Consider the following 26,000-nt stretch of genomic DNA (forward strand, 5'->3'; position numbering starts at 1 on the left):
TCCCCGACAGATCATGAACCCGGACACGACGAACCGGGGAACAGTGTATCGGCGAGGTCGCTCGCTTCTCCCCAACTCCCACTGCCGACCTCGCCACCAACCCGCCCAAAGCCCGGCCCTCACCGCCCGCCACTCGGCTTGTGGTCCCGAGAAGCCGCCCTGACCAGGCGGTCGCAGAGAGCACCCATGTCTATCCCGCGATGAGCCGCCGCCTTCGGCACCAGCGAATGGTCCGTAAAGCCGGGCATCGTGTTGATCTCAAGGAACCATGGACGCACACCGTCCTCGCCCGGTTCGAGCAGGAAATCCACGCGGCAGACATGCCTCACACCCATGCTGCGGGCCAGCCGCATCGACCACGCCTGAAGCTCCCCCGCAAGCCCCCCCGGCAGCTCGGGCTTCACCACGTACCGCGTGTCGTTGCGCACATACTTGGCGTCGTAGTCATACGCGCCCTCAGCCGGAATGATCTCGATCGCGTCCATCGCCTCAAGATCCCCGCCGTCAGCATCCGCTGCGATCAGCGTCTGCGTCAACTCGCGTCCGCGGATCATCCGCTCCGCGAGATACGCCCGACCAGGGTTCTGATCGATATCACGATCAACTTCGCGCCGCGCACGCTCATACGCGGCATCATCCCCGCACAAGTGCAAGCCAACGCTCGATCCGTCATGCACCGGCTTCATCACCAGCGGAATCGGGATCGGGAGCCCGAAGTCGCTCCGATTGACCACACACGCCTCCGCCGTCGGGATGCCCAGCCGGGCCGCCTCCAGCTTCGATGCCAGCTTGTCCATCGCGGCCCGTGCCGCCCGAGCCCGGCTTCCGACATACGGACGCCCATCCAGTTCCATGATCTCTTGCAGGGGCCCGCCCTCACCGAACGCCCCATGCAACGCGGGAAAGACCACATCGCCGGGTAATGCACGGAGCTCCCGAACCCCGATCCGCTCGATCACCTCATAGCGCACGCGATACCCGAACCGCTCCAGCGCATCGGCAATCGCCCGCGAACTGTTGAGACTCACCTCTCGCTCGCGATCCGGCCCACCACCGAGCACCAGAACATGCTTCACCGGTCTCGCCTCCACACAACGATCTCCGGCTCGATCACAACACCGAAACGATCTGCCACACGCGCCCGAACCCGCTCCATCAGTTCGAGCACATCCGCAGCGAGGCACCCACGCGATGTCACGATGAAATTGCCGTGCCTCTCGCTCACCGATGCACCGCCGACGCTCATCCCCTTGCACCCCGCAAGATCGATCAGTCGCCCCGCAGAGACACGCGCCCCTCTCGCGCCGATCCCCTCAAGGTCCGCATCAAGCAACGGGTTCTTGAAGACGCAACCCGCCGAATCCGCCGCCAGCGGCTGCGACCCCTTCTTGTACTCCATGACCTCCTTGTGACGCGCTTTCAACGCCGCCGGATCCGAAGGCGAGAGCATGAACTCGACAGACGTCACGATCAGCTCATTCAGCCCCGAACGCCTGTAATCAAAGCGAATCTCCCGCCGATCGCGCACGACCTCGATACCCGCGCGATCAACCGCGTGCACCGCCTGCACCGCATCGCCGATCTGCCCGAACTTCCCCCCCGCGTTCATGATCACGGCCCCGCCGACTGTCGCGGGAATACCGCCGAGCCCCTCAAGGCCTGCCAGCCCCGCTTCGATCGTCGCCTTGATCAGTCGGGGCAGCGACACCCCCGCGCCCGCAACGACTCGCCCGGTCCGTTGATCGATCTCGATCCGTTCCCAGCACGGATCGCTCAGGCACACGACCAGCTCCAAGACGCCGTCGTCATGCACCAGGAGATTCGCGCCGTCACCCAGCACACGCAGCGCAGGATCCAACCTCACACAATGCAACAGATCCTCAACGCTCGCCGGGCGCGCGAGGCGATCGGCACGCCCCCCGATCCCGAACCACGTGGACAAGGGCGCATCGCGCTCGATCACAACAGTATTCGCGTCTTCGGTTGCCACGCTCATGCACCCGCCCCCCCGCCGCTCACCGCGGGGCCGCTCCCGAGAAAGCCGTGCGCGATCTGATACACCGGCCCAGCACCCATGACGATCACTAGGTCATTCGGCTTGCAAAGATTCTGCAAGTGCTCAACGATCGCGTCGAACGGGTACAGGTGCATCGCGTGCACGCCCCTCGACCTCAGGCGATCGACCAGATCCTGCGACGAGACACGCGACTTCTCGACCTCCGAGTCTCGCACAAAGTAGATATGCGGCACGATCACGATGTCCGCCTGACCAAACGCCGACGCAAACTCCTCAAGGAGGAATCGCGTCCGCGAGTGCTGGTGGGGCTGGAACACACACACAAGCCGCCCGCCTCGCTCCTGGGGCCTCTCGTGATCGCGAATCGCCCGCAGCGTCGCCTCGACCTCGGTCGGATGGTGCCCATAGTCGTCATAGACGCGCACCGTACCAACATGCCCATCGAATCGCTTCTCACCCAGAAACTGCATGCGTCGATCGATCCCCCGAAACTCCGACAGCGACCGCTCGACCTTCCGCGGATCGGCTCCGAGTGAGATCGCGATCGCGCACGCGGTCGCCGCGTTCATCGCGTTGTGCGCGCCCGGCACCCGATTCGTCCACTGCGCCACAGGTTCACGCCCGCGCGACAGCGTCACCTGCCCAGTTGATGAATCGAGCCAGACGACCCAGTCAGCCGCCGGAGAGAAACCGATCGTCTGCACCTTGCAGCGCAGCCCCGCCGTGATCTCGCGCCTGTGCGCTCCCTCATCAGCAATCAAGAGCAGCCCGCCCTCTTCCGCCGGGGGCAGCAGCATCGCAAACTCTCTAAACGACTCCACCACCGCATCGAGCGTCCCGTAGACGTCCAAGTGATCCGCCTCGACCGAACTGATCGACGCGACCGTCGGGAAGTGGTGATGGAAGGATCGATTGAACTCGCACGCCTCCGCGACCAGAATCCCCGGCCGCCCCTGGAGCCCGCCATCGGGCACGCGCTCCGCGCCGATACGAAACCCGATCGCACGCTGCGGAGCCGAGCACGCGCCCGCTCCAAGCTGCGAGGACACCGCCCCGACAATCACGCTCGGATCGAGCCCCGCATCCGTCAACGCGATCCCCAGCATCGCCGTCGTCGTGGACTTCCCGTGCGTCCCCGCCACCGAAACCCCCGTCCTGCCGATCATGCACCTGCCGAGTGCCTCGGCATACGACAGCGTCGCCACCCCACGCTCGACAGCCGCGATCAGCTCAGGATGCGCCGGCTTGATCGCCGCGGAGTGAACCACAACATCGCACCGCTCCGGCAGCGCGCCTCGCTGCTGGTCAAACCCGATCTCCATGCCCGCAGACGCCAGCTCCGATGTCACATCGGATCGGCTTGTGTCCGAGCCGCTGACGATCGCGCCCCGCGAGGCGAGCAGACGCGCCAGGCCCGACATCCCGCACCCGCCGATCCCCACCATGTACACATGCTTCCCCTTCACGTCGAACGGGGGCAGCTGACGCCGATCGGCAGGAAGTGAAGGAGGCATCGGCTTGGTTCCAGGAGTCTCTCTCGCAAGCAGTGTTCGCATCTCAAGGGTATCGGCCCGCGTGTCGGCCCAGCGTGAAGAGCGACACGCCTCGCCCCATCAGCCAGCCCCCACCAGCCCCGCTCGCTCACCCTCACAGCCGCTACCCTCTCCTTCCCTACCTCCCACGACCCGCGAGACCACCCGAATGACGCCGAACGCAGCAGCACCAGACCAGGCAGGGGCTCACCCCCTCCCCTATCGCCTCGCCTGTCTCTGCGACTTGCGCGATGCTCAGGGCAGAATCCTCCTCCTCAAACGCCTGAAGTCGCCGAACCTCGGTCTCTGCTCCCCCATTGGGGGTAAACTCGACGTCGAGAGCGGCGAATCACCCGCCCAATGCGCCCAACGAGAGATCATGGAAGAGGCGGGCATTGATGTGCCCATCGATCGTCTGCGTCTGGTCGGGCTGATCTCGGAAAGGGCCTTCGAGGGCCGCGGCCATTGGCTCCTCTTCTACTACCGCGTCATGGGGCCCGTCGAGGTCCCCGCCCAGGACATCCGCGAGGGCCGTCTCGACTGGTTTGCATTGAATCAGATCGACTCGCTGCCCATCCCAGAGACCGATCGGCACATCATCTGGCCACTCGTTCGGCAGGCAGAACCAACGGGCTCTGCCCCCGAGCCCGGCTTCTTTGCCGTTCACATCGACTGCTCCGGCACCCAACTCAGCTGGACGGTCGAACAGCAACGCCCCCCGCATGGCTGATCTTCTCAACATCGCCGCACGATCTCTGCAACCGGTCTCGCTCCGCTCCGATCTATAGTCTGTCATGCTCAACGGGACGAGCCGCACCAACTCGGGTCATCATCGCGCGTTCAGGCACATGGTCGCAGCCATCGCCCTGCTGCTCTCCCTGCTGAGCATCCACCTGACCCACGCCCAGCCGGTCGCCTCCCCCGAGGTATCGCCGACCGCGATCCCCGCGAGCAGGCAGGCCAAGAACGTCGCGATCATCACCATCAAGGGAGAGATCCGCTCCGGCATCACCGCCGAGAGCTTCAAGAGGCGACTGGCAGAAGCAGAGGCATCCGGAGCCGATGCCCTCGTTGTCGAACTCGACACGCCCGGAGGCGAGGTCGGCACCGTCCTCGAAATCTGCGATGCCATCAAGGCGTCCAGCATCCCGAACACCGTCGCATGGGTGCGCCCCAACGCCTACTCCGGCGGCGCAATCATTGCTCTCGCCTGCCGGACGATGGTTGCAAGCGACCCCGCGACACTCGGCGATGCGCTGCCCATCGCGATCAACGCCCTCGGCATGCTCAACCAGCTTCCCGAGCATGAACGCCAGAAAATACTCTCCCCGCTCATGGCCGAAGTCGTCGATTCCGCGCGCCGGAACGGCTACGACGAGTACCTCGTGCAGGGAATCGTCAGCCGCGGCGTCGAACTCTGGCTCGTCGAAGACACCCAGACCGGAGCCCGCTTCTGCATCGACCGCGCCGAATACGCGATCCTGTTCAACGACACCCCTCCGACATCACGCCCGAGACTCGTCTCCGCCCAGGCGACGGGGAACCCCCAGAAGATGCCCTCGTTCCCCGGTCCGACGCCCCAGTCGCCGACCGGCACGCCCGATGCCGCGTCCCCTACTCCGCAAGTCCCATCATCAGGCCCAACATCAGGACCCGCATCCGGCCTCGCTTCTCCCGACACAAGTTACCGCCCTGCCTCGCCCGCGCTCGCTGCGATCGCGAAGGAGGTCTCGAACCCTCAGACCCTCGGCTCGCGCCGCCCTCTCTTCAGCGAGTCCGACAGAGGCCGATACACCCTCGTGGAGTACGTCTCCGACGGTGCCGGCCCCGTCGTCATGAAGCACAGCGACCTCGTCCACCTCGGTTTCGTCGACCAGACCATCAAGACCGACTCGCAACTCAAGGCCTACTTCGGTGCCACGAACGTCGAACGCCTCAACGCTACCTGGTCCGAAGGGATCGTCTTCTGGATGACCAACCCCGTAGTACGGGGCTTTTTCATCGTCGTCTTCCTCATCTCGCTCTTCATCGAGCTGACGCACCCCGGCGTCGCCCTCCCCGGCGCTATCGCGGCGGTCGCGCTCGTCTGCCTCGTCGGGCCCCCGCTCATGATCGGCATGGCCAGCTGGTGGGAAGTCGCCGCCATCATCGTCGGCATCGGGCTCGTCGCCATCGAGATCTTCGTACTCCCCGGCTTCACGGTCTTCGGCGTGATCGGCCTCATCTGCCTCTTCGGCGGGCTCGTCGGCACATTCGTCAGACAAGAGCCGGGACACCTCTTCCCCGACTCGCCCGGAGCGCGTGACGATCTGCTCTACGGCGTCGCGACCATCCTCCTCTCATCCCTCTCCGCCGTCGTCGCGATGTACTTCATCGGGAAGCACTTCGGCTCGCTCCCGATCGTCTCGAAACTCGTCCTCAGCAACACCAGCGACACCGACGAACTGATCCTCGCCATGGATCCGACCGATGGCATCGGCATCCGCATCGGCCAGACGGGTCGCACGCTCACACCGCTCCGCCCGGCAGGACGCGCCATGATCGGCGACCGGGTGGTCGATGTGGTCTCCGATCTCGGATTCCTCGAATCAGGAACCCAGGTCCGAGTCGTCGAAGCAACACCATTCCGCATCGCTGTCGCTCTGGATGATGCGCCCCGGGGAGAAGGCGAAACCGTATGAACGAAGCGTTGCTCATCTGGGGCATTGTGCTGCTCGTCGTTGCCGCGTTCCTCCTCGTGCTCGAGGTCTTTATCCCCTCCGCGGGCGTCATCGCCGTCACCTCAGCCGTCGTCGCTGTCGCGGGCATCGTCTGCCTCTTCCGATACGACGCGACCTGGGGACTCATCGGCTCCCTCGCCGTGCTTGTTGTCGGCCCCATCCTCGGCGGGTTCATGCTCAAGATCTGGCCGAACACGCCGATCGGCAGGCGGCTCATCGGCTCCCCTTCTGAAGAGGACATCGCGCAGGCCCAGGAGACTCAGAAACTCGAACAGGCCGAACGCCTCGCGATCATCGGCATGGAAGGGCAAGCCATCACAGACCTCCGCCCGGTCGGCATGGCGCACATCGGCGACAGACGCCTCGATGTCCTCGCCGAGAGCGGCTGGATCAAGGCTGGCTCATCCGTCCGCGTCACCCACGCCGACGGTTCACAGATCAAAGTCCGCCAGATCTGATTACCGACGGAGACTGGACGCGGGCGACCGGCGAACAGGCGGCAACAAATCCGGCAACACAAGCACGCCCAAACGAAAAACCCGCAGAATCCTGCGGGCTTGGCTGGCTGTCGCATCGTATGAGAGACCGTGGAATCCGAACCAATGGGCAGAGCCGGACTTGAACCGGCGACCCCCGCATTTTCAGTGCGGTGCTCTACCAACTGAGCTATCTGCCCGCCGCGCACGCCCAAGGGCGTCGCTTGCAGGACCCAACGATACCACGCCCCCGCCCCCCGTCAAGGCGATTCGGAGAGCTCCCTATCTGATTGCACCCCCTCGATACGATCTGAGGCACATGCACCGGACCGAACCGACAATCTCGGACCTGCCCTCTCACATAGGGAACACCCGAGACTGGGCCGAGGCCCGGTCGGAAGGTCCGTTGCTCGCCGTCGAAGATCTTGTCGTCGAATTCCCGGCCAGAGGCCCCGGGCGTCAAGCCCATCGTGCTATCGACAGGGTCTCCTTCCAGCTCGACAGAGCCGAAGCACTCGGTGTTGTCGGAGAATCGGGCTCCGGGAAGACAACGCTCGGCCGCGCGGCACTCGGCCTTATCCCCGCGACCCACGGGCGCATCCGCCTCTCCGGCCACGACATCAGCAAGGCCCCTCCATCACGGCTTCGACACCTGCGCCGCTCAGCCCAGATCGTGTTCCAGGACCCAGGCGGCTCTCTCAACCCGCGCATGACCGTGGCCGCTTGTGTCGCCGAACCACTCGAGATCCATCGCGTCGGATCCCGTGCCGAACGCCGGAACCGCGCGCTCACACTCCTCGAACGCTGCGGCATGCCCGCTGACGCAGCGGAGAGATACCCACACGAACTGAGCGGCGGCCAGCGACAGCGAGTCGCGATCGCGCGAGCGATCGCACTCGAACCCTCGCTGATTGTCTGCGATGAGCCGACGAGCGCACTGGATGTCTCGGTCCAGGCCCAGATCCTGAACCTCCTCATGGACCTGCAACGCGAGCGCGGGCTCGCATACCTCTTCATCAGCCATGACATCGAGGTCGTCGCCCACCTCTGCACGCGCATCGCCGTCATGCGCGAGGGACGCATCATCGAGTCCGGCCCGACCGACACCGTCCTGAACTCCCCTGCCGACCCCTACACCCGCGCCCTGCTGAGCGCGGTCCCGTCACGTGACTTCGCGACTTCATGACTCTCTGGCAGCTTTCGCTACGCCGCTCCCCACATCGCCTCTCCCCATATCGCGAGGTTCGCCATCGGCCACGCCAGCGACCACAACTCGCTCGGCCGCTCCGCGACCGTCATGATCGCGGCATCAGTGAAGATCTCGCGCAGGAACGCCGACCGTCTGATCGACTCCGATTGATCCGAGACCCACGCCTGAAACGGCAGCGGGAAGCTGGCCTTCTTACGCTCGACAACCTCCGGGGGCAGGGCGTCTGCGAAGGCCTCGCGCAGAGCGATCTTGGTACGGGTCAGCGGGCTTGCGCCGGGCGCGGCGCGAGTCTCCGTGAACTTCCGAGCCATCGGCAGCGACCACGCGTGGGCGCGGACGACGACGTCGGCGAGGGGCGTTCGACCCTCGACCGACTCGAGCATCGTGGCGGAGTCCAGGCGCTGGAGCAGGCCGACCAGGTTGATCCGCTGATGGAAGCGCAGGTGGCACTCGAGGGGGTCGAGATTGCGGCCGCGGTACTCGGCTTCGCCTGCGGCTTCGTCGCTCACGGCGGCGAACTCGGACCTGTACGCCGCGACGAGTTCCTCGTCGCGCTCGGCACTCGACCACCAGCCGGGGTTGAGGAGGCCGGGCTTGGCGTTGAGCGGGACCCAGGCAGCGGCGTTGAGCTGGAAGAGGCCGGGATCGTGGTCTCCCTGCTCGACGTGGAAGAGGGCCATGGAAAGCGGCGTGTCGTATCCGGCGAAGAACTCGTCGGCACCCTCGCCGCTGAGGGCGACGACGTGGCCATCGGCGCGGAGGGTTCTGGCGACCTCGTTGATCGCCACCTCGTTGGGTGTTCCCAGAGGCGTGCGCATGCGCTCGACCATCGCGGGCCATCGCTCCTGGAACATCCGGCGTGTGACGGGGGCCTCGGTGTGGACGACGCCGATCCGGGAAGCGACGAGCCGCGCAAAGGCGAAGTCCTCTGAGCCGCCGACGCCCTCGGCCTCCGGTGCGCCGGAGCAGTACGTTCGGAGCACGTCGACGTGCCGACGAGCAGTCGAGACGACGATAGAGCTGTCCAAGCCCCCGGAGAGCAGGGCGCAGGTCGGGACGTCCGCGCGAAGGTGGACGCGAACGCTCTCGCGGACGACGCGTTCGGTCGTGCCGTCTTCGGGATCGGCGTTCGCGCTCCATTGACGCGTGTCGATCGCGGCGTGTGCGAGTGGGAGCGACGCGCCGCTCAGGTCGAAGGTCAGGACCTGGCCGGGGCGGACAACGCGGATGCCCTCGTAGAGAGTTCGCGGTCCGAGCGTGGTTCGGATCGTCGTGAGGTAGGCGCTGACGGTGATGGGATCGGGCGCGGCGCGGACGCCGGGGTGAGCGAGGATGGCACCGATCTCGCTCGCAAAGACGAGCTCGGTGATGCCAGCGACCGAGAGCAGCGTGTAGTACAGCGGCTTGATCCCGATCGGGTCGCGGGCGAGGGTCAGGGTCCTTGCGTGCGGGTCGTACCACGCGAATGCGAACATGCCTCGGACGCGAGCGGCGGCGATGCCCGGCCCCCACTGCTCGCAGCATCGCCCGAGCGTCTCGGTGTCGCACGAAGTCGCGAACGCGACACCTTCGCGCGAGAGATCCCGACGAAGCTCGGCATCGTTGTAGATCTCGCCGTTGTAGACGAGCCAGCCCCGGGTTCGCCCGGCAGGGCTGTCGAAGCGCATCGGCTGGTGCCCGGCGGGCGAAGGATCGATGACGCTCAGCCGTCGATGGGCGAGGACGACGCTGCCAAGACGCTCAAGCCCCGCATCGTCCGGCCCGCGATGCACCATGCGATCGCGCATGGCAACAACCTGAGCGTCGGTCAGTGTGACCGGGGCACCGGCTCCGCGCACGATTCCGAGGATGCCGCACATCGTGCAGCATCATCGGCGTGCGGCGGCCTGTTTATGGAGGCAACGGACCGAAGTTCGACATTCGAGGTGACTCAGCGCGTGTCGCCCGTGCCGAACCCATCGTCGATGGGCATCACGGGCTCGCCCTTCATGTTGGTCTGGATGACCTTGAACTGGTCGAGGAGGAAGAGGGGCTTCGCGGCATCGCGCGAGAGCTCATCGATCCGGGCCTTCATCCGCTCGACAATATCGGGATACTTCGAGGCGAGATTGTTCGTCTCCGAAGGATCGTCCGCGAGGTTGTAAAGATCGACGCTCTGGGGGAGCGTGGTCCGCCAGATGAGTTTCCAGTCGCCCTGGCGGATCGCGGCCCGGAACGGCTCGATGTTGTAGACGATCTCGTCGCGGGGTGAGGGAGCGTTGCGTGAGAGGGTTTCCCAGACGTTGAGGCCGTCGAGGGGCTTGCTTCTGGTCGTGGGTGCCCCGGCGAGTGCCGCGAGCGTGGGGAAGAGGTCGACGGCGTGAACCATCCCGTCCACACGGCCCTTTGCGATCTTCCCCGGCCAGTTGACGAGCGCACAGACGCGGCTCCCGCCCTCGAAAAGCGTCCCCTTCCCCTCGCGGTACGGCCCGTTGTCGCACGGGAGGACGACCTTGCTCATGTCGGTCATGACGCCGCTGAACATGGCGTTGCGGGTGCCGCCGTTGTCGCTGTGGAAGATGATGATGGTGCGTTCGCGCATGCCGGCGCGTTCGAGTGCGTTGACGACCCGACCGATCTCGTCGTCGAGGCATGAGATCATGCCTGCGTAGATGCGTCGTGTAGGCTCCGCGATGTCGGGGTATCGGTCTATGTACTCCTGCGGGGCCTGGTACGGCGTGTGGGGTGCGTTGAACGTGAGGTAGAGATAGAGCGGCACGGACTTGTCGTGATTCTCGATGAGGCGTGCGGCGTCCTTGCCGATGAGCGTGGTGGTGTAACCCTCTTCGACGACGGGTTCGTTATCGCGGAACCAGTCGAGCACGCCGTGCTCCTCGTGCGTGAAGTAGTCGAGTTCACCGATCATCGCCCCGTACTGGTAGTCGAAGCCGCGCTGGCGGGGCCACCACTTCTTGTCGGCGTGCCCGAGGTGCCACTTCCCGATGATGGCGGTGGTGTACCCGGCTTCCTTCATGGCCTGGGGCATCAGCCACTCTTCGGTGTCAAGCCCGTAGGCGGAGACGGAGGGGATCACCGCGGTTTGAAGCCCGTAGCGATAGGGGTAGCGCCCGGTCAGCATCGCGGCACGCGTCGGCGTGCACATCGACTGGGTGTAGAACTGCGAGAGCACGGCACCCTCACCGGCGAGCCGATCGATGTTCGGCGTCCTGATGTCGCTACACCCGTTGAAGCCGACGTCCTTCCAGCCCAGATCGTCTGCAACAATGTGGACGATGTGAGGGCGGGGAGCCACCTGTGAGGTCTCGCCGCCCGCGAGCGCCGACGACGCAACCAGACCGGTCACGAACAAACCGACCAAGTACGCAAGTGCAGATCCGAACGACTTGCGAGGGGTACAAAGCTCGACAGATCTGACCATTCGGTGGACCTCCATGAAGGGCCCCGATTGTACAGTGGGAGTCGATTCCATCGCGTCATTGCTGCGGAGGCGTGCTTCGGGGTTGGGAGGCGGTCTGCTCGAAAGCTTGGGTATGACTCGGAGGCGAGCACCTGCTGGTCCCGGGTACGCCAGCTCGATCTGATCGGCGGGGTCTCGAACGGGGCTTGCCCCGCTTCGGAGTGGGGATGTGTTCGGTTCGGGTAGGTGCTAGAAACGGCTTGGACATGGTCCTAACGTTTCAGTCCCACGTCGAGCGGTGCGTGTGCCTGCGTGCAACGCGTCGCCTCGGCTCATTCGAACAGACACTGAATCAAGCGAGACTCAAGCATGCTTGGCGGCACCCAGAAGATCATCGAAGGACTGACGGCGGAGAGTCTGAAGAAGAACCTGCCGACGTTGAGCATCGGCGACACGGTCAGCGTTCACTGCCGCATCGTCGAGGGAGACAAGGAGCGCGTTCAGGTGTTCCAGGGCGTGCTGATGGCACGCTCGGGCTCCAGCACCAATGAGATGATCACGGTCCGCCGTATCGTCGACGATCTCGGCGTTGAGCGTGTGTGGCCCCTGAATTCGCCGCTGATCGCGAAGATCGAGGTCATCCGTCACGGCGACGCGAGACGCTCCAAGCTGTACTACCTGCGTGAACGTGTCGGCAAGAGCCGTCGCCTGCGTGATCGCCGCCGCGGCATCAAGCACACCGAGGGCGTGATCGGATTCAAGCCGCCGGTGGCACAAGCCACTGCAACGGCCGAGGCGTGATCCGCGCTCGAGCGTGATCGAATCGACAAAGCACAAAACCAGAACAGGCCCGGCGCGAGCGTCGGGCCTGTTTCATACTGTGTGGACTTGATCCGATGGGCTCGGCGCAGCGAGTCGCCCGCGGGTTTACTTGCCGCTGTAGTCGATGATCCGCGCGATCTCGCTCCGGAGTTCGGCACGAGCGACCACGCGATCGACGAGCCCGCTCTTGAGGAGGAACTCCGATCGCTGGAAGCCATCCGGGAGCTCCTGCCGGATCGTCTGCTGGATGACGCGGGGGCCTGCAAAGCCGATGAGCGCGCCGGGTTCGGCGAGGATCACATCGCCGAGCATCGCGAACGACGCCGTGACGCCGCCAGTGGTCGGATCGGTGAGAACGCTGATAAAGAGCCCGCCGGCGTTGTCGTGGCGAGCGAGAGCCGCGCTCGTCTTTGCCATCTGCATCAGCGACAGCCCGGACTCCTGCATGCGAGCACCACCGGAGCAACTCACGACGATGAGCGGCAGGTTCCGCTCCGTCGCGGTCTCGATCGTGCGCGTGATGGTCTCGCCGACCACGCTGCCCATCGACCCCATCATGAACGTGAGATCAAGGCAGCAGACCATCGCTTCGCGGCCCTTGATGAAGCCCGACCCGGCCTGTACAGCATCCACCTGCCCGGTCTTCTCCTGCTCGATGCGGAGGCGATCGGCGTAGGTCTTCAGATCGCGGAAGCCGAGCGGGTCCGTCGGCTCAAGGCCACGGAACATGGGCTGGAAGGAGCCGGGGTCCGTCAACTGGCGGATGCGCTCCACCGCGCCGATCCGAAAGTGATGGGCGCACTCCGGACAGACGTGGAGGTTTGCCTCCATCTGCCGGCGATAGATCATGCGGCTGCATCCCGGGCAACGGAGCCAGAGCCCCTCGGGGATCGCCGACCGCTTCGGTGTCTTGATCTCGTTCCACGTTCTGGATGCCGCTCGTGTCATCGTTCCGCTCTTTCCCTGCTTCTCAGCCCTGGCCGCCCCTCGGGGCACACCAAGGACCATCCCTGCTCACTCATCAACATCGACCTAGGACGCCTTCGCACGCGAGCCGGCAGGACCCGGCAGCGTCTCCGCACCGTCACGCCTTATTCGGAGTTTCGGCACACAATGCCATTCGAGCGGCGGAACCTCCGACGGGTTCTGCCACGAATCGGCAAGCCCCTCGCCGCGCAGCCACGATCGAACGATCAGGTATGAGATCGGGCGCAGCACAACGCCGACGCCCTTTCCGACACCCCTCGTGCGGTTCAGGAGGCGCGCAAGTGCGCTGATCAGACGCTCCCGGGCCTCATCGACGCTCTCGCCCTGGGGAACCAGAACGCCTGTCGGATCGTCCTTCCATTGCCGGTAGACGGTCGGGAATCGCTCTTCGAGTTCGCCGACGAGCAGACCTTCCCACAGCCCCAGACTGACCTCGCCGAGGTCGTCCGCAGATTTGACCCGCGCCCCCGTGGCCGCGGCGATGACTCTCGCCGTCTCATGGCTCGCGGCATCGGGTCCGCAGACCACCACACCCAGCGTCGATCCAGAGAGCCGCTCGCCGATGGATTGGAGGTGTTCGTGACCGGCCGGGCAGACAGGGAGATCGGTGCCACCGCCGCACAGGCGCCCCCCCTCGTCCCATGCCGTGGGCCCGCAGCGAGCAATCAGAATCTGGATGTCGGTGACCTTCGCCATCAGGATGATGCACTCACCGGGCTCCGACGCCCGCGATGCCCCCGGTCTTCGCGGCATCCTGCCGCCCGGCCAAGCATCGCACCCACGCGCCGCTTCCCGACGCGAGATCCGAGTGTAGCCCCCCACTGGTGTCGATCGCAAAGCCAGCGTAAGTCAGCACTAACAACGAAACCCGACTGTGGACAAGAGATCACGTCTTCGTCTGAGTACGCGCTGTACAGGGGGAGGGTCCGCAGGTGTGCGCGGCACAGGCGTACTGAATCGAGAAAGCCGCGAAACAACACCACCCTCGGCAGGGGGGTGGTGTTCACGATGTCGAAAGCACAGGCAACCACTTCAATCCGGGACGATCTCGATGGGATCGCCCGCATCCTCGACGACGGACTTTCTGAGGATCTCTTCCAGCCACTCGGGCCTCTCGGGGAAGAGACGATCGATCATGTCCTCGATGATGTCGGGAACACCATCGCCATCACGATCGTCGAGGTTCAGAAGCGTGAATGCCAGATCGAGTGCCCGCTTGTCTTTCGCGTTCTTGGCCTGCGCCCTGATCTTTCTCAGTTCCTCGATGATGCTCTGGATGAGCGCGGCGATCCGACTCTGATCCAACTTCGTCGCCCCGTTGCGGGCGGCGTTCTCCAGTCTGTCGGTCAGGTCCATGAGTTTGTTGGCAAGCAACTCACCGAAGGCGTGCGCCAGTGCTTCTTCCAGTGCTTCGGACATCTTGATGCCGAACTGGTCAAGAACGGCGTGGAGGAGTTCGTGGATGATCGTCTGTCCGTTCTCGGTCAAGTGCCCGTTCGCATCTGTCAGGCCATCAGCAACAATCGCGGCAGCGACACTGTCAGCCACGACAATCAAAGGTCCAGAGACGTAGACGCCGCCACCCGGTGTTTCACGTGCTCCGTTGCCGTACGCAGCTGCAACTCCCGAACTGCCAAGATAACTACCGGGAAGAGCACTGTACCATGCCGTCCCGCTATTCGTCTGGATGCTGGTACTCAATGCCACACTGCTAAATAATGGTGAGATAATGTGACCATACCGCTGTTCAAGCGATCCAACTCCGTTGCGCACAGCGGCACCAGTCTGTTCGTTGGTTGGCCCTGGCGAACTCGGGCCGCCGGGGCCTTCTTCATCCCACGGCCCCACCTTGCTCGTCTGCGACCATGTGACCCGCATCTCATCAGAGACGATCCCCATAAACGTGGCTCGAACACGCACTCGCCCGGAATCCGTGAAGGTGATCTCCCCCAACTCGTTGATCGTGGCGAACTCGTGCTCTTGATCCGTAGAGACAATCTCCCACGTCACACCCTCGACGACATCGACGTACGGCGCACCCTCAAAGACAGCAAACGCCGCATCGAGATCGACCACAGAATCCGGACGGGGCGGGATATAGGCCGCGACGACCGTCCCGTCGTCCCGGGTTCTCAACTGCTCGTACGTCAGACCCGGGATCTTGGGGTAGATCACGAGATGCCCATCGTTCTTGAGCGGCATGGACAACGAGGCGATCGTCATCAGAAGCATCAGCATGCGAACCTCCATGAAGCAAAGTGACTTTGCAACACACAGCAACGTGAGATCACGGTAACACGACCACCTCACCAAAATAAATGGGGTGGACACCCTGCCGCGGAATCTTCATACTGCCGATCGATCAGGACCGCATCGCCAGCAGTCGCCCGACCTCTTCCACATCCTTGTCGCCTCGCCCCGAGAGGTTCACGACGATCCGGGATTCGCCGGGCATCGTCGCGGCGAGTTTGAGTGCGTGCGCGATCGCGTGCGATGTCTCAAGCGCGGGGATGATCCCCTCGGTCCTCGCGGTGAGCAGGAACGCGTCGAGCGCTTCGTCGTCCGTGGCGGTGGTGTACTCGACGCGCCCGCTGTCTTTCCAGTACGCGTGCTCAGGCCCGACGCCGGGATAGTCGAGCCCGGCGGAGCAGGAGTGAACATCGGCGGTCTGGCCGTTCGCATCCTGAAGGACATACGAGAGCGAGCCGTGGAGAATGCCGGGCGAACCGAGCGAGAGCGGCGCGGCGTGCTGCCCGGGCTCGCGCGATCTGCCGCCCGCCTCGACGCCGATCAGTCGGACACCCTTGTCATCCGCAAAGTCGTAGAAGATGCCCGCGGCATTCGATCCCCCGCCGACGCAGGCGACGATCGCTTCGGGTAGTTTGCCGAGCTGCCGGATGGACTGGCCCTTGCACTCTCGCCCGATGATGGACTGAAAGTCGCGAACAATCATCGGGAAGGGGTGCGGCCCGACGACCGATCCGATGATGTAGTGCGTGTGCTCGACAGACCCCATCCAGTCACGCATCGCCTCGTTGGTCGCGTCTTTGAGCGTGCGCGAGCCGGAATTCACCTCGATGACGTTGGCGCCGAGCATCTTCATGCGCGTCACGTTCAGTTTCTGGCGGCGCACGTCCTCGGAGCCCATGTAGACATCGCACTCGAGGCCGAGAAACGCCGCGGCTGTTGCGCTCGCGACGCCGTGCTGCCCCGCGCCGGTCTCCGCGATGATGCGGCGCTTGCCCATTTTCTTGGTGAGGAGGCCCTGCCCGATGGTGTTGTTGATCTTGTGAGCACCGGTGTGCGCCAGATCCTCGCGCTTGAACCAGATCTCGGCACCCTTGGTGCGATCGGCACCCTTGCGGGCGTGCTTCGTGAGCCGCTGCGCGAAGTAGAGGGGCGTCGGGCGGCCGACGTATGTGGTGAGAAGCGAGCGAAGCTCATCCCAGAATCGCTCGTCGCTGCGGACGCGGTCGTACACGTCAATGAGCTGCTCGAGCGCGGAGACGAGCGTCTCGGGCACATACGCCCCGCCGAACTGGCCGAATCGGCCCCGCTCGTCGGGAACCTCACTGATGAGCGGTGGTCGAGGCGTCTGGAGGTCGTTGCTGATCGTGCTCATGGCGTCAGAGAGGATAGCGCAAAGAGCCACGCCGGCCCCGGCGTTCAGATCGCGTCGTCAGAGAAAGAGCGCGGCAGCGCAGGCCGTGCTCCAGCAGGCCAGGGCCCCCGCGACCATGGCCCGGGGACCGATGGAGACGAAATCCGCCCTGCGTTCGGGTGCCAGAGCCGTCAGCCCGCCAATCTGTATCGCGATCGATGGCAGGTTGCAGAACCCGCACAATGCATACGTCACGATCTGGGCACTCCGAGGACCGATCTCCCCGGAGATCATCGCCTGGTGAAGCGAGACATAGGCGACGAACTCCGTCGCGACGATCTGCTTGCCAAGAAGCGATCCGACAAGGATGCGCTGCCCCTCGTCGATGCTCATCAGCCACGCAGCGGGCGCAAGCGCATGACCCAGGATCTGCTCAAGAGACGTGCCGATCGCGTTCAAGGGCCAGTTCACCAGCGCGATCAGTGACACGAACGCGACGAGCATCGCAGCGACGTTCAGGGCAAGCTTCAAGCCGTCGGATGCCCCGAGGGCCGCGGCGTCGAGGATGCCGGTCCCGAGCGTTTCGGGTCGGATGCTGGTCGGCGTGTCCTGCACGGTCTGCGTCTCGGGCACCATGATCCTCGCCATGACGAGAGCGGCGGGCGCGGACATCAGCGACGCGGTCATCAGGTGCTTGGCGAAGAGGGCTTGCGAGTCCTGCGAATCGCCGCCGAGCATGCCGATGTATGCCGCCATCACAGACCCCGCTATGGTCGCAAAGCCGGTGGTCATCAGCGTCATGATCTGCGCCTTCGTGAAGGTGTTGATGTAGGGCCTGACGCAGAGCGGGGCCTCGGTCTGGCCGACGAACACGTTGCTCGCCGCAACAAGCGCCTCAGAGCCGGAGACGCCCAGCGTGCGGTGCAGCAGCCACGCCATGGCGTTGACGATCCGTGGCATAAGACCGATGCGATAGAGCACGGCCATCAATGCCGCGAAGAAGATGATCACAGGCAGAACCTTGATCGCGAAGATAAACCCCCACGGTCCGTCCGCCCGGGCGAGTTCAGGTCCGAAGAGAAAGACAATGCCGTGGTCGGCCTGACGGATCGCGCCCGCGACGAATCGGCTGGCGTAGTCGACGGGCGTGACCAGGGGGGGGAACGAGAGAAACGCCCCGGCGATCACGATCTGGATCGTGAAGCCGATCACCGCAAGTCGCCACGGGAAACGGCGGCGATCCGAAGAGAGGACCCATGCGATAGCGGCGAGCATCGCGATGCCGAGCAGCGGCTTGAGAATCTGCATGTTGAACTCCGTCCACGAGTCGGAAGCGTGGCGGGGTATTCTGACGCCGTTCGACCAACAACGCCAGCCGACGACTCCGGCGTAACATCGCCCCCATGGGCCGACGAGAAGTCGCAGATGGTGGTGAAACAGTGAACGCTCGACGAGCGCGCATGGACTGGCGAGAGTTCCGAACGGGTGTGCTGGGTGGGCTGGCGTTCGGGATCGGGCTTGTCCTCGCGTTTCCGCCGGTCGGATTCTGGCCAGCGACGATCCTGATGCCCCTGGCGATCGTGATGCTGGTCGGCCGGGGCATCGACCGAGTCGGCTCGGCATCTCTGGGCGTTGTCGTCGGGACACTGCCCGCCTGGGCGATGCAGCATGCCTGGGTTGTCAACGTCTCAGAACTCGGCTTTCCGCCCCTGGTTCTGTATTCCGCCTCATTCTCGGGTGCCACAACCTGGCTGCTTGCCCGTCTGGTCCGCCGGATGCCGCGGCTCGGGCTCGGCGCGTCGTGCGGGCTCGTCTGGTGCCTCGTCGAGACGATCAGGGGCGAGATCCTGTTGGGTGGGTATCCGTGGCATCTCGTCGCGCACCCGCTCATCGATGTGGCCTCGCTCGCTTCGCCGGGCGGCGTGATCGGGGCATACGGCGTCTCCGGCCTCGTCGCGGTTCTGGCTGGTGCCATCGGCGACGCCGTCATCAAGCGACGGACTCGTGCGGCATCGATCGCCATCGGCGCAACCTCGCTGGCATGGGTCGGATTGAGCGTGCTGCCGGCACCATCGCCATCGGAAACAATCAGGGTCGCGGTGATCCAGACAAACAGCCGCCAGGACAATCGCACCCCCACCACACCGTGGGAGATGGTCGAGCTGATGCGAACGCTCATGCAGCAGACACGCGAGGCGGCGGCGGAGAATCCCGCCTTCATCGTCTGGCCGGAGAGCATGATGCCCGGGCGTTCGATGCAGCCGTCGACGATCCAGGCCGAACGAGACTTCGGCGTGTACTACAAGGTGGTTCCTCCCGCTGCGGTCGGCGAGCCGTTCGCGCTCAGCGCGTGGGAGTTCGCCGAGGCAACCGCGTCACTCCAGTCCGAACTGGGAGTGCCGCTGCTGGTGGGCTCGGAGCGTTACACGAATCTGCGGATCAAGGACTCGCCCGAAGGCGGGATCACCTATGACGCCGACGAAACCTTCAACAGCGTCTTTCTCGTGGTCGGTGGCGAGGTCGCGGGCGTGTACGACAAGATGGTGCTCACCCCGTTCGGAGAGGTCATGCCCGGCATCCGATACTGGCCCTGGCTTCAGGCGCGTGTCAGGGCCCTCGGCGCATACGGAATGCCCTTCAACCTGTCGGCGGGGAAGGAGCGAACCGTACTTGTCGCGCCCAGAGCCGAAGGGGGCTCCCTGAGACTCGTTGCACCGATCTGCTTCGAAGCGACCATGCCAAACGCGTGCCGCAGGTTGGTCTACGAAAGTGGCCACCGCCGGGCCGACGTGATCGTGAACGGCACGAACGACGGGTGGTTCAACTCGTTCGCGATGGCCCGGGGCCAGCACCTGCTCGGAGCCCGGTGGAGATCGCTCGAACTGGCGACCCCTATGGCCCGGGCGGCGAACACCGGAACATCCGCACTCATCGATCATCGGGGAAGATTGGTCGCCAAAGGCGTCAACAACTCAACGAAGACCCACGACATCGATGGTGTCCTGAGCGGCGAACTGCCGATCGTTGAGGGCGTATCGGTATATGCTCGGGGCGGCTGGGTCGCGCCGTGGGTTGTTGGCGCAGCGTGCCTGGTGTTGATCTGTGCGCCCGCAATACTCGGGCGTAGAAGCAAACGCGAGGCCAGCCCGGAGTAGGCCATTCAGGGTTCGGATGATCGGAAGGGACCACGACACATGGGATCATTCTCGAAGCGTGCGTGCAGCGGTCTGGCAGCCATCGCGGGCACTCTTGCCTCACTTGGACTTGCATCGTGTGGCGATCGATCCGCCTCGACCGGGCCATCGACGACGACTGAGCCGAGGCCGGTGGTCACGGCGGTGAGTCGCTCGGAGATTCGCGAGAAGGCGATCGATGTGCTGACCGAAGCGGTGCAGTCGCCCCTCCCGCAGATGAGAGCAAACGCGATCGAGGGGATGCTGCAGGCACCGACACGCCTGGAGCCGCTCGTCGCGCTCGGGCTGAAAGACGAGAACCTCGGTGTCCGCAGCGTCGCCGCCATGTGCGTCGGAAGGGCGAAGATCCGCTCACTCGCGTCCTCCGTCGCCCCCCTTCTCACAGATGAATCCGGCTTTGTGCGCCTCTCCGCCAACTACGCGCTCATGCGGTTGGGCGAGCCCGCGGCACCGAGCATGCTCGCCGAGGCGCTCCTCGCTGACCCATCGCCGCGCGTTCGATCTCACGCTGCCTATGTGCTCGGCGAACTGGGGAACAAGTCCGCCACAGCGATGCTCCGTCAGGCCTTGCTCGAAAAGATGCCACTGGCCTCGGCTGAAGAGATGCGACTGATGCACCTCCAGATTGCTGAGGCACTCGTGAAACTCGGCGACACCGCGCAGGTTCAGACGATCCGTGCCGCGCTCTACCCCTCTCGCCCCCAGGAGCTTGAGGCGGCCGCGCTCGCGGTGCAGATCATCGGCGAGGTGCGAGACCGCGGGGCGATCGATCAACTCATCTACCTTGATGCCTATCGCGATGAGACTGGGCAGCGGATGCCCGCCGAGGTTCGTCTCGCCCTCGCCAGCGCGATGGCAAAGATGGGGCGGCGCGAGGGCTCCTTCATCGCAGATGAGTTCAAGGCCAATGAGGTGCCCGCGATCCGCGCCCAGGCAGCTTCCGTCTACGGCGAGACCGGACAACCCGACAATCTCCCCACCCTGGCGTCGATGCTCGACGACCCGGAGGGAAACGTCCGAGTCGCGGCCGCCGCAGCCATCCTCAAAATCACCTCGCGCTGACCCCGGTTCCTGTTGCCATGGCTGAGGCAAAGACCCCGGAACAGCTGCCGTCTCCGGTCTGGATGAATCCCAACGTGGGTAGCAGGCGTATCTGGCCTCGCTCTGCGGTTGACAGCCGCGTGGCGGGGCGTTATCACAGTCGGCTCGTCGGGGGTCTCGGTGTTCCTGAGCAGTGGTTCGTCGTGTTCGGTAAGATGTAGGAGATTGTCGGGCCCTTCGGGTCGTCCACGTGCAGAGAGCGGGCATATATTGATGCCCCTCCGCGCTCGCGGAGTCTCCGGACCGAGGGGCGGGACAGAACACACGGCACTCGTCGTGTGTTGAAGGTGTCTTGACAGGAGTTGAAGGTGCACATTCTCTCGAAGATCTTTGTCGTGTTCGCGGCGGTCCTGAGCATCCTGCTCGCAGGCCTGACCATGGCGTTTGCGGTCAACGCGGACCGGATCAAGGCCGACTACGCCAACGAGCAGGTCCGGCGCCAGTCGGCGGTGGACTCCGCAGCGTCGGAGCAGTCTGCCTACAGCGCCGAGCGCGGGCGGCTCAATCAGCAGCTCTCAGATCTGGCCAACGCGGTCGCCGCGAAGGATGCGGATATCCGTGAGCTTCAGACCTCGAACGCCCGCGAGATCGCCGGCCGTCGCGAGGCGATGGCCCAGCGTGACGAGATCTCCAACAAGACGAAGGTGCTGGAAGAGACCGCGCGAACCCAGTCGAAACTAATCGACGGATACCGCACCGAGGTGACCGCCCTCCGCGACAACGAGATCCAGTTCCGCCGGCGTGAGCTCGAACTCGAAGATCGCATCAACGACCTTGAGTCCCGTCGTGAGGTGCTCGAGCAGACCCTCCGCTCGCTCCAGGAGCAGTTGACGGAAGTCAAGACCTCGCTCGCCGCGGCTCAGGGCGGCGTCGGCGCTTCCTCTTCCAGCGAGTCCGCAACGACCTTCGTCGATACCGGCCCGCTGATCACGGCTCGCATCGAGTCGATCCAGAAGGATCCCTCTTCCGGCGCGATCTACGCCAAGATCAACGCCGGCAGCAACGACCGTATCCGCGACAACATGCAGATGTACATCGGACGCGGGACCGAGTTCATCGGCCACATCGTCATCACCCAGACCGATCTCAACCACGCCATCGGTCGCGTTGATCTCCTCGGACGCAAGGTCGAGGTGATGAACGGCGACACGGTGATCAGCCGCCTGCGTTGAGTACGACCAACGACCCTTTCGACCGCGAGACTCGCGGATGCACGCGTCCCTCGCGTGCGATGGATCGGAGACACGCTCGATGAACCAGTTCGGAATGCAAATGCCGGGAGGCAAGTCGCGACGCGGGGCAAGCCCCGACGTCTTCACCGCCCTCCTGTTCCTCTCCTGTGCGGCGTTGCTCGCGGCGTGCGTCATGGTCTTCATGCAGGGCTCGAAGATCGGGCCCGATGGAAGCGCGTTCAAGATCCAGGAAGAAGGCCGCATCTCACTGCCCAAGTAACCGGCCGCCCGAGGAACGGGCTGATCCAAGCCACGCCCCAAGAGCCGCCTCCCCCGTTCCCCACCCGACGGGATCGGCATGCGAGCAACGCATCCAGGGCGTGGGACTTGAGAGCGTTCGTGTCGGTTGCCAGCACTTTCTCGGACCGGCCCATGTTTCGAGGCAAGAACCTTGACAGCGTGAAACAGAGGCCTACATTGATTCCTGCATTCGCGGCTGCCAGCCGCGGATGGACAAGCGTTTGGGGCGGTAGCTCAATTGGTTAGAGTACCGGACTGTCGATCCGGTGGTTGCGGGTTCGAGTCCCGTCCGCCTCGTTTGAAAACGCCTCTGGCATGATGCCGGGGGCGTTCTTCATTTGGCAATCTCTTCCGGAATCCCATGTCAAGGTATCACGCGAGCGCGTTTCGCAAGTTATCGCGTCCCGCCACGCAGCGGTAGAAGTCGAAGACGGCCATCTACAGGTCACCCGAGTATGTGGCTCAACCGGTGCCGTACCCACCCCTCCTTCTCACATCACGACCTTTGAGAGCACCAGCCCGATGCCGACGGCGGAGACCGTCGCCACGAGGCCCGGCCTCATGAAACTGTGGACAAGCACGAACTTCCCGATACGGGTCGTCCCGGTCTGGTCGAATGCGATCGCCGCGACGATCGTGCCATAGGTCGGCAGGAAGAAGTAACCGTTCACGGCGGGGAACATCGCGATCAGCGTGCCCGCAGGAAGCCCGAGGGCAATGCCGACCGGCATCAACGCCGCGACAGTCGATGCCTGGCTGAAGAGCACCACGGACAGCCCGAACAGCCCGATCGCGAAGACCCACGGGTGGGCCTTGATGATCTCCGACATCGAGCCGATGATCTCGGCCTTGTTCCCGTCGAAGAAGCAGTTGCCCATCCAACCGAGCCCGGCGATGGAGACGACTGCCACAACACCCGCGATGGCCACGGGCGTCTTCACGGCATCGGCGGCCCGCGCCCCGAACGCGAGCATCATGATCCCTGCGGCGCTGAGCATCACGATCTGGATCAGCACGGCCATCTCGACCTTGACCTCACGGGGCTTGGCCTCTTCCGCGCGGACCTCTTCCAGCCGCGCCTTGAGCTGCTCACGCGTGATGGTCTCGTCCAGGCGCTCGGGATCGCTCAGGTTCGCGATCGCGCTCGAGACCAGCGTCGGGCTGAACCCCGCCTCCTTCGGCGGCGTCACCGTGTACGTCGGGCGAAGGTCGGAGAAGAGACCGAAGACGACGATGATCGCCGCGGCAGACAGGAACGTCGCGACTGACCCGATCGCGTTCCGACGCGCGCGGCCCTCGAGCTTCTTCTGCTCCTTCGGCTCCTCGACAAGCCCCTTCTCCAGACGCTCCTTGTAGATCGGGTCGTCCTTCAGTTCGACGCCCTTCCTGTACACGGAGAGGGCGCCGAGCATGCACCCGATGAACGTCGACGGGATGCAGATCATGAGGATCTGTCCGAGCCCGATGGTGTCGTTCTTCGAGAGGAGAGCCAGCAGTGCGGCGGTGGCGGCGGCAAGCGGGCTGGCCGTGATCGCCTGTTGCGATGCGATCACGCTGATCGACATCGGCCTCTCCGGGCGGATACCGGCCTTGCGGGCGACCTCGGCGATGACGGGGAGGATCGCGTAGGCGACGTGCCCCGTGCCGGAGCAGAACGTGAACAGATAGGCGACGGCAGGCGCGATGAACGTGATGTACTTGGGCTTGGCACGCAGGGCCTTCTCAGCGATCATGACGAGCAGATCAAGCCCGCCCGCCGCCTGCATCGTCGCCGCGGCAGTCACGACGCACAACACAATCGCCAGCACCGTCGCCGGCGGCGAGGACGGAGGAAGCCCGAAGCCGAAGACGAGGACCGCGAGGCCGATGGCTGCCATGGTTCCCAGTCCCGCGCCGCCGACGCGCGCCCCGATTACGATCGCACCGATCACCACGAGGAACTCTGCCCAGATCATGCGGCCTCCCTTGGGGACTCGACGCTCCGTCCGGTTGTGTCACATCGTGCCCGCCATGCGTCGCGGATCGAGCACAGAGCGGATCTGCGCTTCGGTCAGCAACCTCTTCTCGCGGACCAGCTCGACCACGCCCTTGCCGGTCGCCAGCGCCTCGGCCGCGAGCTCGGTGGACTTGTCGTAGCCGAGCACTGGGTTGAGCGCGGTGACGATGCCGATGCTCTGTTCCACCAGCCGCTTGCACACGTCGGCGTTCGCCGTGATGCCGTCCACGCAGTTGACGCGCAGGGACGCCGCGGCGTTGATGAACAGCACCTGCGACTCGAAGATGCACGCCGCGATCACCGGCTCCATCACGTTCAGCTGCAACTGCCCGGCCTCCGCGGCGAGCGTGACCGTCAGGTCGTTGCCGATCACCCGGAAACAGACCTGATTCACGACCTCCGGGATGACCGGATTGACCTTGCCGGGCATGATCGAGGAGCCGGGCTGCATCGCGGGAAGGTTGATCTCATTCAGACCCGCGCGCGGGCCGGAAGAGAGCAGACGCAGGTCGTTGCAGATCTTGGAGAGCTTGATCGCCATGCTCTTGAGCACCGAGGCGTACAGCACATAAGACTGCGTGTCCTGCGTCGCCTCGACCAGGTCGTCCGCAAGACGGATCGGACGTCCCGTGATGCGCGCCAGATGCCGGGCGCACTTGCGAGCGTACCCCTTCGGCGCGTTCAGCCCGGTGCCGATCGCGGTGCCCCCCATGTTGACCTCGCAGAGGATCGCCTCGACCGCACGGAGCGTGTGAACCTCATCCGTGAGACTGTCCGCCCACGCGTCGAACTCCTGCCCGAGGGTCATGGGCACCGCGTCCTGCAACTGCGTGCGTCCCATCTTGACGATCTTCGCGAACTGTCGCCCCTTCCTGCGGAACGCGCCCACAAGCCGCTCCATCTCGGCGACGAGATCGTCGTTGCCGAGCATGATGGCGACATGAAGCGCGCTCGGGTACGCGTCGTTTGTCGACTGCGCGAGATTCACGTGGTCGTGCGGGTCGCAGTACTCGTACTGACCCTTGCGATGGCCCATGTGCTCGAGCGCTCGGTTCGCGATCACCTCATTCGCAGCCATGTTCGTCGAAGTCCCCGCACCGCCTTGGAAGACGTCGATATCGAACTGCTCGTGCAGCTTTCCGTCGATCAGGTCCTGGCAAGCCGCCTCGATCCCGCGCAGGACACGTCGCGGCATCGCCTTCGGGTCGCACTCATGGTTCGCCCTGGCCGCGGCCATCTTGACCATGGCCAGCCCCTTGATGAACACCGGATACGCGTGGACCTTGACGCCTGAGATCGCGAAGTTCTCCATCGCCCGCGCGGACTGCACGCCGTAGTACGCGTTGGCGGGGATCGCCTTCTTGCCGAGCAGATCGTGCTCGATCCGCTTGCCGCCGCCTCGCCTCGCGCCCCGTTTCGCACCGGCCTTCTTTCTCGCAGCCATCTCCATCGTCCTTCCTCGCACCTTTCGTGCG

The 26,000-nt window shown here is 64.7% G+C and carries 21 protein-coding genes and 2 tRNA genes; 10 read left to right on the forward strand and 13 right to left on the reverse strand.

Going from position 1 to position 26,000, the window contains the following annotated elements:
• Positions 1-119: 119 nt before the first annotated feature.
• Genes KF838_07110 through murC form a run of 3 tightly spaced genes read right to left on the reverse strand, consistent with a single transcriptional unit; the run spans position 120 to position 3,573 of the window.
• A complete protein-coding gene (locus KF838_07110; GenBank protein ID QYK49616.1) occupies positions 120-1,076 on the reverse strand; it encodes a D-alanine--D-alanine ligase in 957 nt (318 codons plus the stop codon).
• Positions 1,073-1,996 carry a UDP-N-acetylmuramate dehydrogenase gene (murB, locus tag KF838_07115; protein QYK49617.1) on the reverse strand — a complete coding sequence of 308 codons (924 nt, stop codon included), beginning with the start codon at positions 1,994-1,996 and terminating at the stop codon, positions 1,073-1,075. The genes KF838_07110 and murB overlap by 4 nt, the downstream gene beginning before the upstream one ends.
• On the reverse strand, positions 1,993-3,573 hold the full coding sequence (gene murC, locus KF838_07120; protein ID QYK49618.1) for a UDP-N-acetylmuramate--L-alanine ligase: 1,581 nt from the start codon (positions 3,571-3,573) through the stop codon (positions 1,993-1,995). Before murC ends, murB begins: the two co-directional genes overlap by 4 nt.
• 145 nt (positions 3,574-3,718) lie before the next feature.
• On the opposite strand from murC, the gene KF838_07125 reads away from it, so the two are divergent.
• From KF838_07125 to KF838_07135, 3 genes are all read left to right on the forward strand, one after another.
• Entirely contained in the window at positions 3,719-4,279 is a 561-nt protein-coding gene (locus KF838_07125) for an NUDIX domain-containing protein (GenBank protein ID QYK49619.1), read from the forward strand.
• A gap of 64 nt (positions 4,280-4,343) precedes the next feature.
• Positions 4,344-6,230 (forward strand): hypothetical protein, encoded by a 1,887-nt coding sequence (locus KF838_07130; GenBank protein QYK49620.1) that lies wholly within the window; start codon positions 4,344-4,346, stop codon positions 6,228-6,230.
• Entirely contained in the window at positions 6,227-6,727 is a 501-nt protein-coding gene (locus KF838_07135; protein ID QYK49621.1) for a hypothetical protein, read from the forward strand. The genes KF838_07130 and KF838_07135 overlap by 4 nt, the downstream gene beginning before the upstream one ends.
• Positions 6,728-6,872: 145 nt before the next feature.
• Here KF838_07135 and KF838_07140 read toward each other — a convergent pair.
• A tRNA-Phe gene (locus tag KF838_07140) sits at positions 6,873-6,945 on the reverse strand.
• Positions 6,946-7,064: 119 nt separating this feature from the next.
• On the opposite strand from KF838_07140, the gene KF838_07145 reads away from it, so the two are divergent.
• Positions 7,065-7,931, forward strand: coding sequence for an ABC transporter ATP-binding protein (locus tag KF838_07145; protein QYK49622.1), 867 nt, complete (start codon positions 7,065-7,067; stop codon positions 7,929-7,931).
• A 17-nt stretch (positions 7,932-7,948) separates the two neighbouring features.
• On the opposite strand, the gene asnB is transcribed toward KF838_07145, so the two are convergent.
• Both asnB and KF838_07155 read right to left on the reverse strand, forming a co-directional pair.
• Positions 7,949-9,814, reverse strand: a complete 1,866-nt coding sequence (gene asnB / locus KF838_07150; GenBank protein QYK49623.1) for an asparagine synthase (glutamine-hydrolyzing) — start codon at positions 9,812-9,814, stop codon at positions 7,949-7,951.
• 71 nt (positions 9,815-9,885) lie between these two features.
• Positions 9,886-11,373 (reverse strand): arylsulfatase, encoded by a 1,488-nt coding sequence (locus KF838_07155; GenBank protein QYK49624.1) that lies wholly within the window; start codon positions 11,371-11,373, stop codon positions 9,886-9,888.
• A gap of 348 nt (positions 11,374-11,721) precedes the next feature.
• Between KF838_07155 and rplS the strand changes: the two genes are divergently transcribed.
• Complete coding sequence (gene rplS, locus KF838_07160) at positions 11,722-12,153, forward strand: 50S ribosomal protein L19 (GenBank protein ID QYK49625.1); 432 nt, start codon at positions 11,722-11,724, stop codon at positions 12,151-12,153.
• A 126-nt stretch (positions 12,154-12,279) separates the two neighbouring features.
• Here rplS and accD read toward each other — a convergent pair whose 3' ends face one another.
• The 5 genes from accD to KF838_07185 form a co-directional block, all read right to left on the reverse strand.
• The gene (gene accD, locus KF838_07165; GenBank protein ID QYK49626.1) at positions 12,280-13,122 is read right to left on the reverse strand and encodes an acetyl-CoA carboxylase, carboxyltransferase subunit beta; all 843 of its coding nucleotides are present in this window, start codon (positions 13,120-13,122) and stop codon (positions 12,280-12,282) included.
• Between the two features lie 84 nt (positions 13,123-13,206).
• Entirely contained in the window at positions 13,207-13,914 is a 708-nt protein-coding gene (locus KF838_07170) for a histidine phosphatase family protein (protein QYK49627.1), read from the reverse strand.
• 279 nt (positions 13,915-14,193) lie between these two features.
• The gene (locus tag KF838_07175; protein ID QYK49628.1) at positions 14,194-15,399 is read right to left on the reverse strand and encodes a hypothetical protein; all 1,206 of its coding nucleotides are present in this window, start codon (positions 15,397-15,399) and stop codon (positions 14,194-14,196) included.
• A gap of 124 nt (positions 15,400-15,523) precedes the next feature.
• Positions 15,524-16,783: a tryptophan synthase subunit beta gene (gene trpB / locus KF838_07180; protein QYK49629.1), complete on the reverse strand. Its 1,260-nt coding sequence runs from the start codon at positions 16,781-16,783 to the stop codon at positions 15,524-15,526.
• A 57-nt stretch (positions 16,784-16,840) separates the two neighbouring features.
• Entirely contained in the window at positions 16,841-18,070 is a 1,230-nt protein-coding gene (locus KF838_07185; GenBank protein ID QYK49630.1) for a hypothetical protein, read from the reverse strand.
• Between the two features lie 152 nt (positions 18,071-18,222).
• Here KF838_07185 and lnt point away from each other — a divergent pair, with 152 nt between their 5' ends.
• The 5 genes from lnt to KF838_07210 all read left to right on the forward strand — a co-directional run bounded on the left by lnt (position 18,223) and on the right by KF838_07210 (position 22,826).
• Positions 18,223-19,917, forward strand: coding sequence for an apolipoprotein N-acyltransferase (lnt, locus tag KF838_07190; protein ID QYK49631.1), 1,695 nt, complete (start codon positions 18,223-18,225; stop codon positions 19,915-19,917).
• Positions 19,918-19,956: 39 nt separating this feature from the next.
• A complete protein-coding gene (locus KF838_07195; GenBank protein ID QYK49632.1) occupies positions 19,957-21,018 on the forward strand; it encodes a HEAT repeat domain-containing protein in 1,062 nt (353 codons plus the stop codon).
• Between the two features lie 347 nt (positions 21,019-21,365).
• Entirely contained in the window at positions 21,366-22,229 is an 864-nt protein-coding gene (locus tag KF838_07200) for a hypothetical protein (protein ID QYK49633.1), read from the forward strand.
• Positions 22,230-22,308: 79 nt separating this feature from the next.
• Positions 22,309-22,509, forward strand: a complete 201-nt coding sequence (locus KF838_07205; protein ID QYK49634.1) for a hypothetical protein — start codon at positions 22,309-22,311, stop codon at positions 22,507-22,509.
• A 243-nt stretch (positions 22,510-22,752) separates the two neighbouring features.
• Positions 22,753-22,826: transfer RNA gene (locus KF838_07210), tRNA-Asp, on the forward strand.
• 194 nt (positions 22,827-23,020) lie between these two features.
• Here KF838_07210 and KF838_07215 read toward each other — a convergent pair.
• Positions 23,021-24,484: an anaerobic C4-dicarboxylate transporter gene (locus KF838_07215; GenBank protein ID QYK49635.1), complete on the reverse strand. Its 1,464-nt coding sequence runs from the start codon at positions 24,482-24,484 to the stop codon at positions 23,021-23,023.
• A 39-nt stretch (positions 24,485-24,523) separates the two neighbouring features.
• Positions 24,524-25,969: an aspartate ammonia-lyase gene (locus KF838_07220; protein QYK49636.1), complete on the reverse strand. Its 1,446-nt coding sequence runs from the start codon at positions 25,967-25,969 to the stop codon at positions 24,524-24,526.
• Between the last annotated feature and the right edge of the window lie 31 nt (positions 25,970-26,000).

The organism is Phycisphaeraceae bacterium, from assembly GCA_019454185.1.
Lineage (GTDB): Bacteria > Planctomycetota > Phycisphaerae > Phycisphaerales > UBA1924 > JAHBWV01.

Excerpts from the sequence above, each read along its gene's own strand:
- KF838_07220 (QYK49636.1), bottom strand. The coding sequence starts at position 25,969 with ATGGCTGCGAGAAAGAAGGCCGGTGCGAAACGGGGCGCGAGGCGAGGC.
- KF838_07195 (QYK49632.1), top strand. The coding sequence starts at position 19,957 with ATGGGATCATTCTCGAAGCGTGCGTGCAGCGGTCTGGCAGCCATCGCG.
- KF838_07170 (QYK49627.1), bottom strand. The coding sequence starts at position 13,914 with ATGCCGCGAAGACCGGGGGCATCGCGGGCGTCGGAGCCCGGTGAGTGC.
- KF838_07175 (QYK49628.1), bottom strand. The coding sequence starts at position 15,399 with ATGCTGATGCTTCTGATGACGATCGCCTCGTTGTCCATGCCGCTCAAG.
- KF838_07205 (QYK49634.1), top strand. The coding sequence starts at position 22,309 with ATGAACCAGTTCGGAATGCAAATGCCGGGAGGCAAGTCGCGACGCGGG.
- KF838_07135 (QYK49621.1), top strand. The coding sequence starts at position 6,227 with ATGAACGAAGCGTTGCTCATCTGGGGCATTGTGCTGCTCGTCGTTGCC.
- murC (QYK49618.1), bottom strand. The coding sequence starts at position 3,573 with ATGCGAACACTGCTTGCGAGAGAGACTCCTGGAACCAAGCCGATGCCT.
- KF838_07215 (QYK49635.1), bottom strand. The coding sequence starts at position 24,484 with ATGATCTGGGCAGAGTTCCTCGTGGTGATCGGTGCGATCGTAATCGGG.
- KF838_07130 (QYK49620.1), top strand. The coding sequence starts at position 4,344 with ATGCTCAACGGGACGAGCCGCACCAACTCGGGTCATCATCGCGCGTTC.
- KF838_07145 (QYK49622.1), top strand. The coding sequence starts at position 7,065 with ATGCACCGGACCGAACCGACAATCTCGGACCTGCCCTCTCACATAGGG.
- rplS (QYK49625.1), top strand. The coding sequence starts at position 11,722 with ATGCTTGGCGGCACCCAGAAGATCATCGAAGGACTGACGGCGGAGAGT.
- accD (QYK49626.1), bottom strand. The coding sequence starts at position 13,122 with ATGACACGAGCGGCATCCAGAACGTGGAACGAGATCAAGACACCGAAG.
- lnt (QYK49631.1), top strand. The coding sequence starts at position 18,223 with ATGGACTGGCGAGAGTTCCGAACGGGTGTGCTGGGTGGGCTGGCGTTC.
- KF838_07185 (QYK49630.1), bottom strand. The coding sequence starts at position 18,070 with ATGCAGATTCTCAAGCCGCTGCTCGGCATCGCGATGCTCGCCGCTATC.
- murB (QYK49617.1), bottom strand. The coding sequence starts at position 1,996 with ATGAGCGTGGCAACCGAAGACGCGAATACTGTTGTGATCGAGCGCGAT.
- asnB (QYK49623.1), bottom strand. The coding sequence starts at position 9,814 with ATGTGCGGCATCCTCGGAATCGTGCGCGGAGCCGGTGCCCCGGTCACA.
- KF838_07155 (QYK49624.1), bottom strand. The coding sequence starts at position 11,373 with ATGGTCAGATCTGTCGAGCTTTGTACCCCTCGCAAGTCGTTCGGATCT.
- KF838_07125 (QYK49619.1), top strand. The coding sequence starts at position 3,719 with ATGACGCCGAACGCAGCAGCACCAGACCAGGCAGGGGCTCACCCCCTC.
- trpB (QYK49629.1), bottom strand. The coding sequence starts at position 16,783 with ATGAGCACGATCAGCAACGACCTCCAGACGCCTCGACCACCGCTCATC.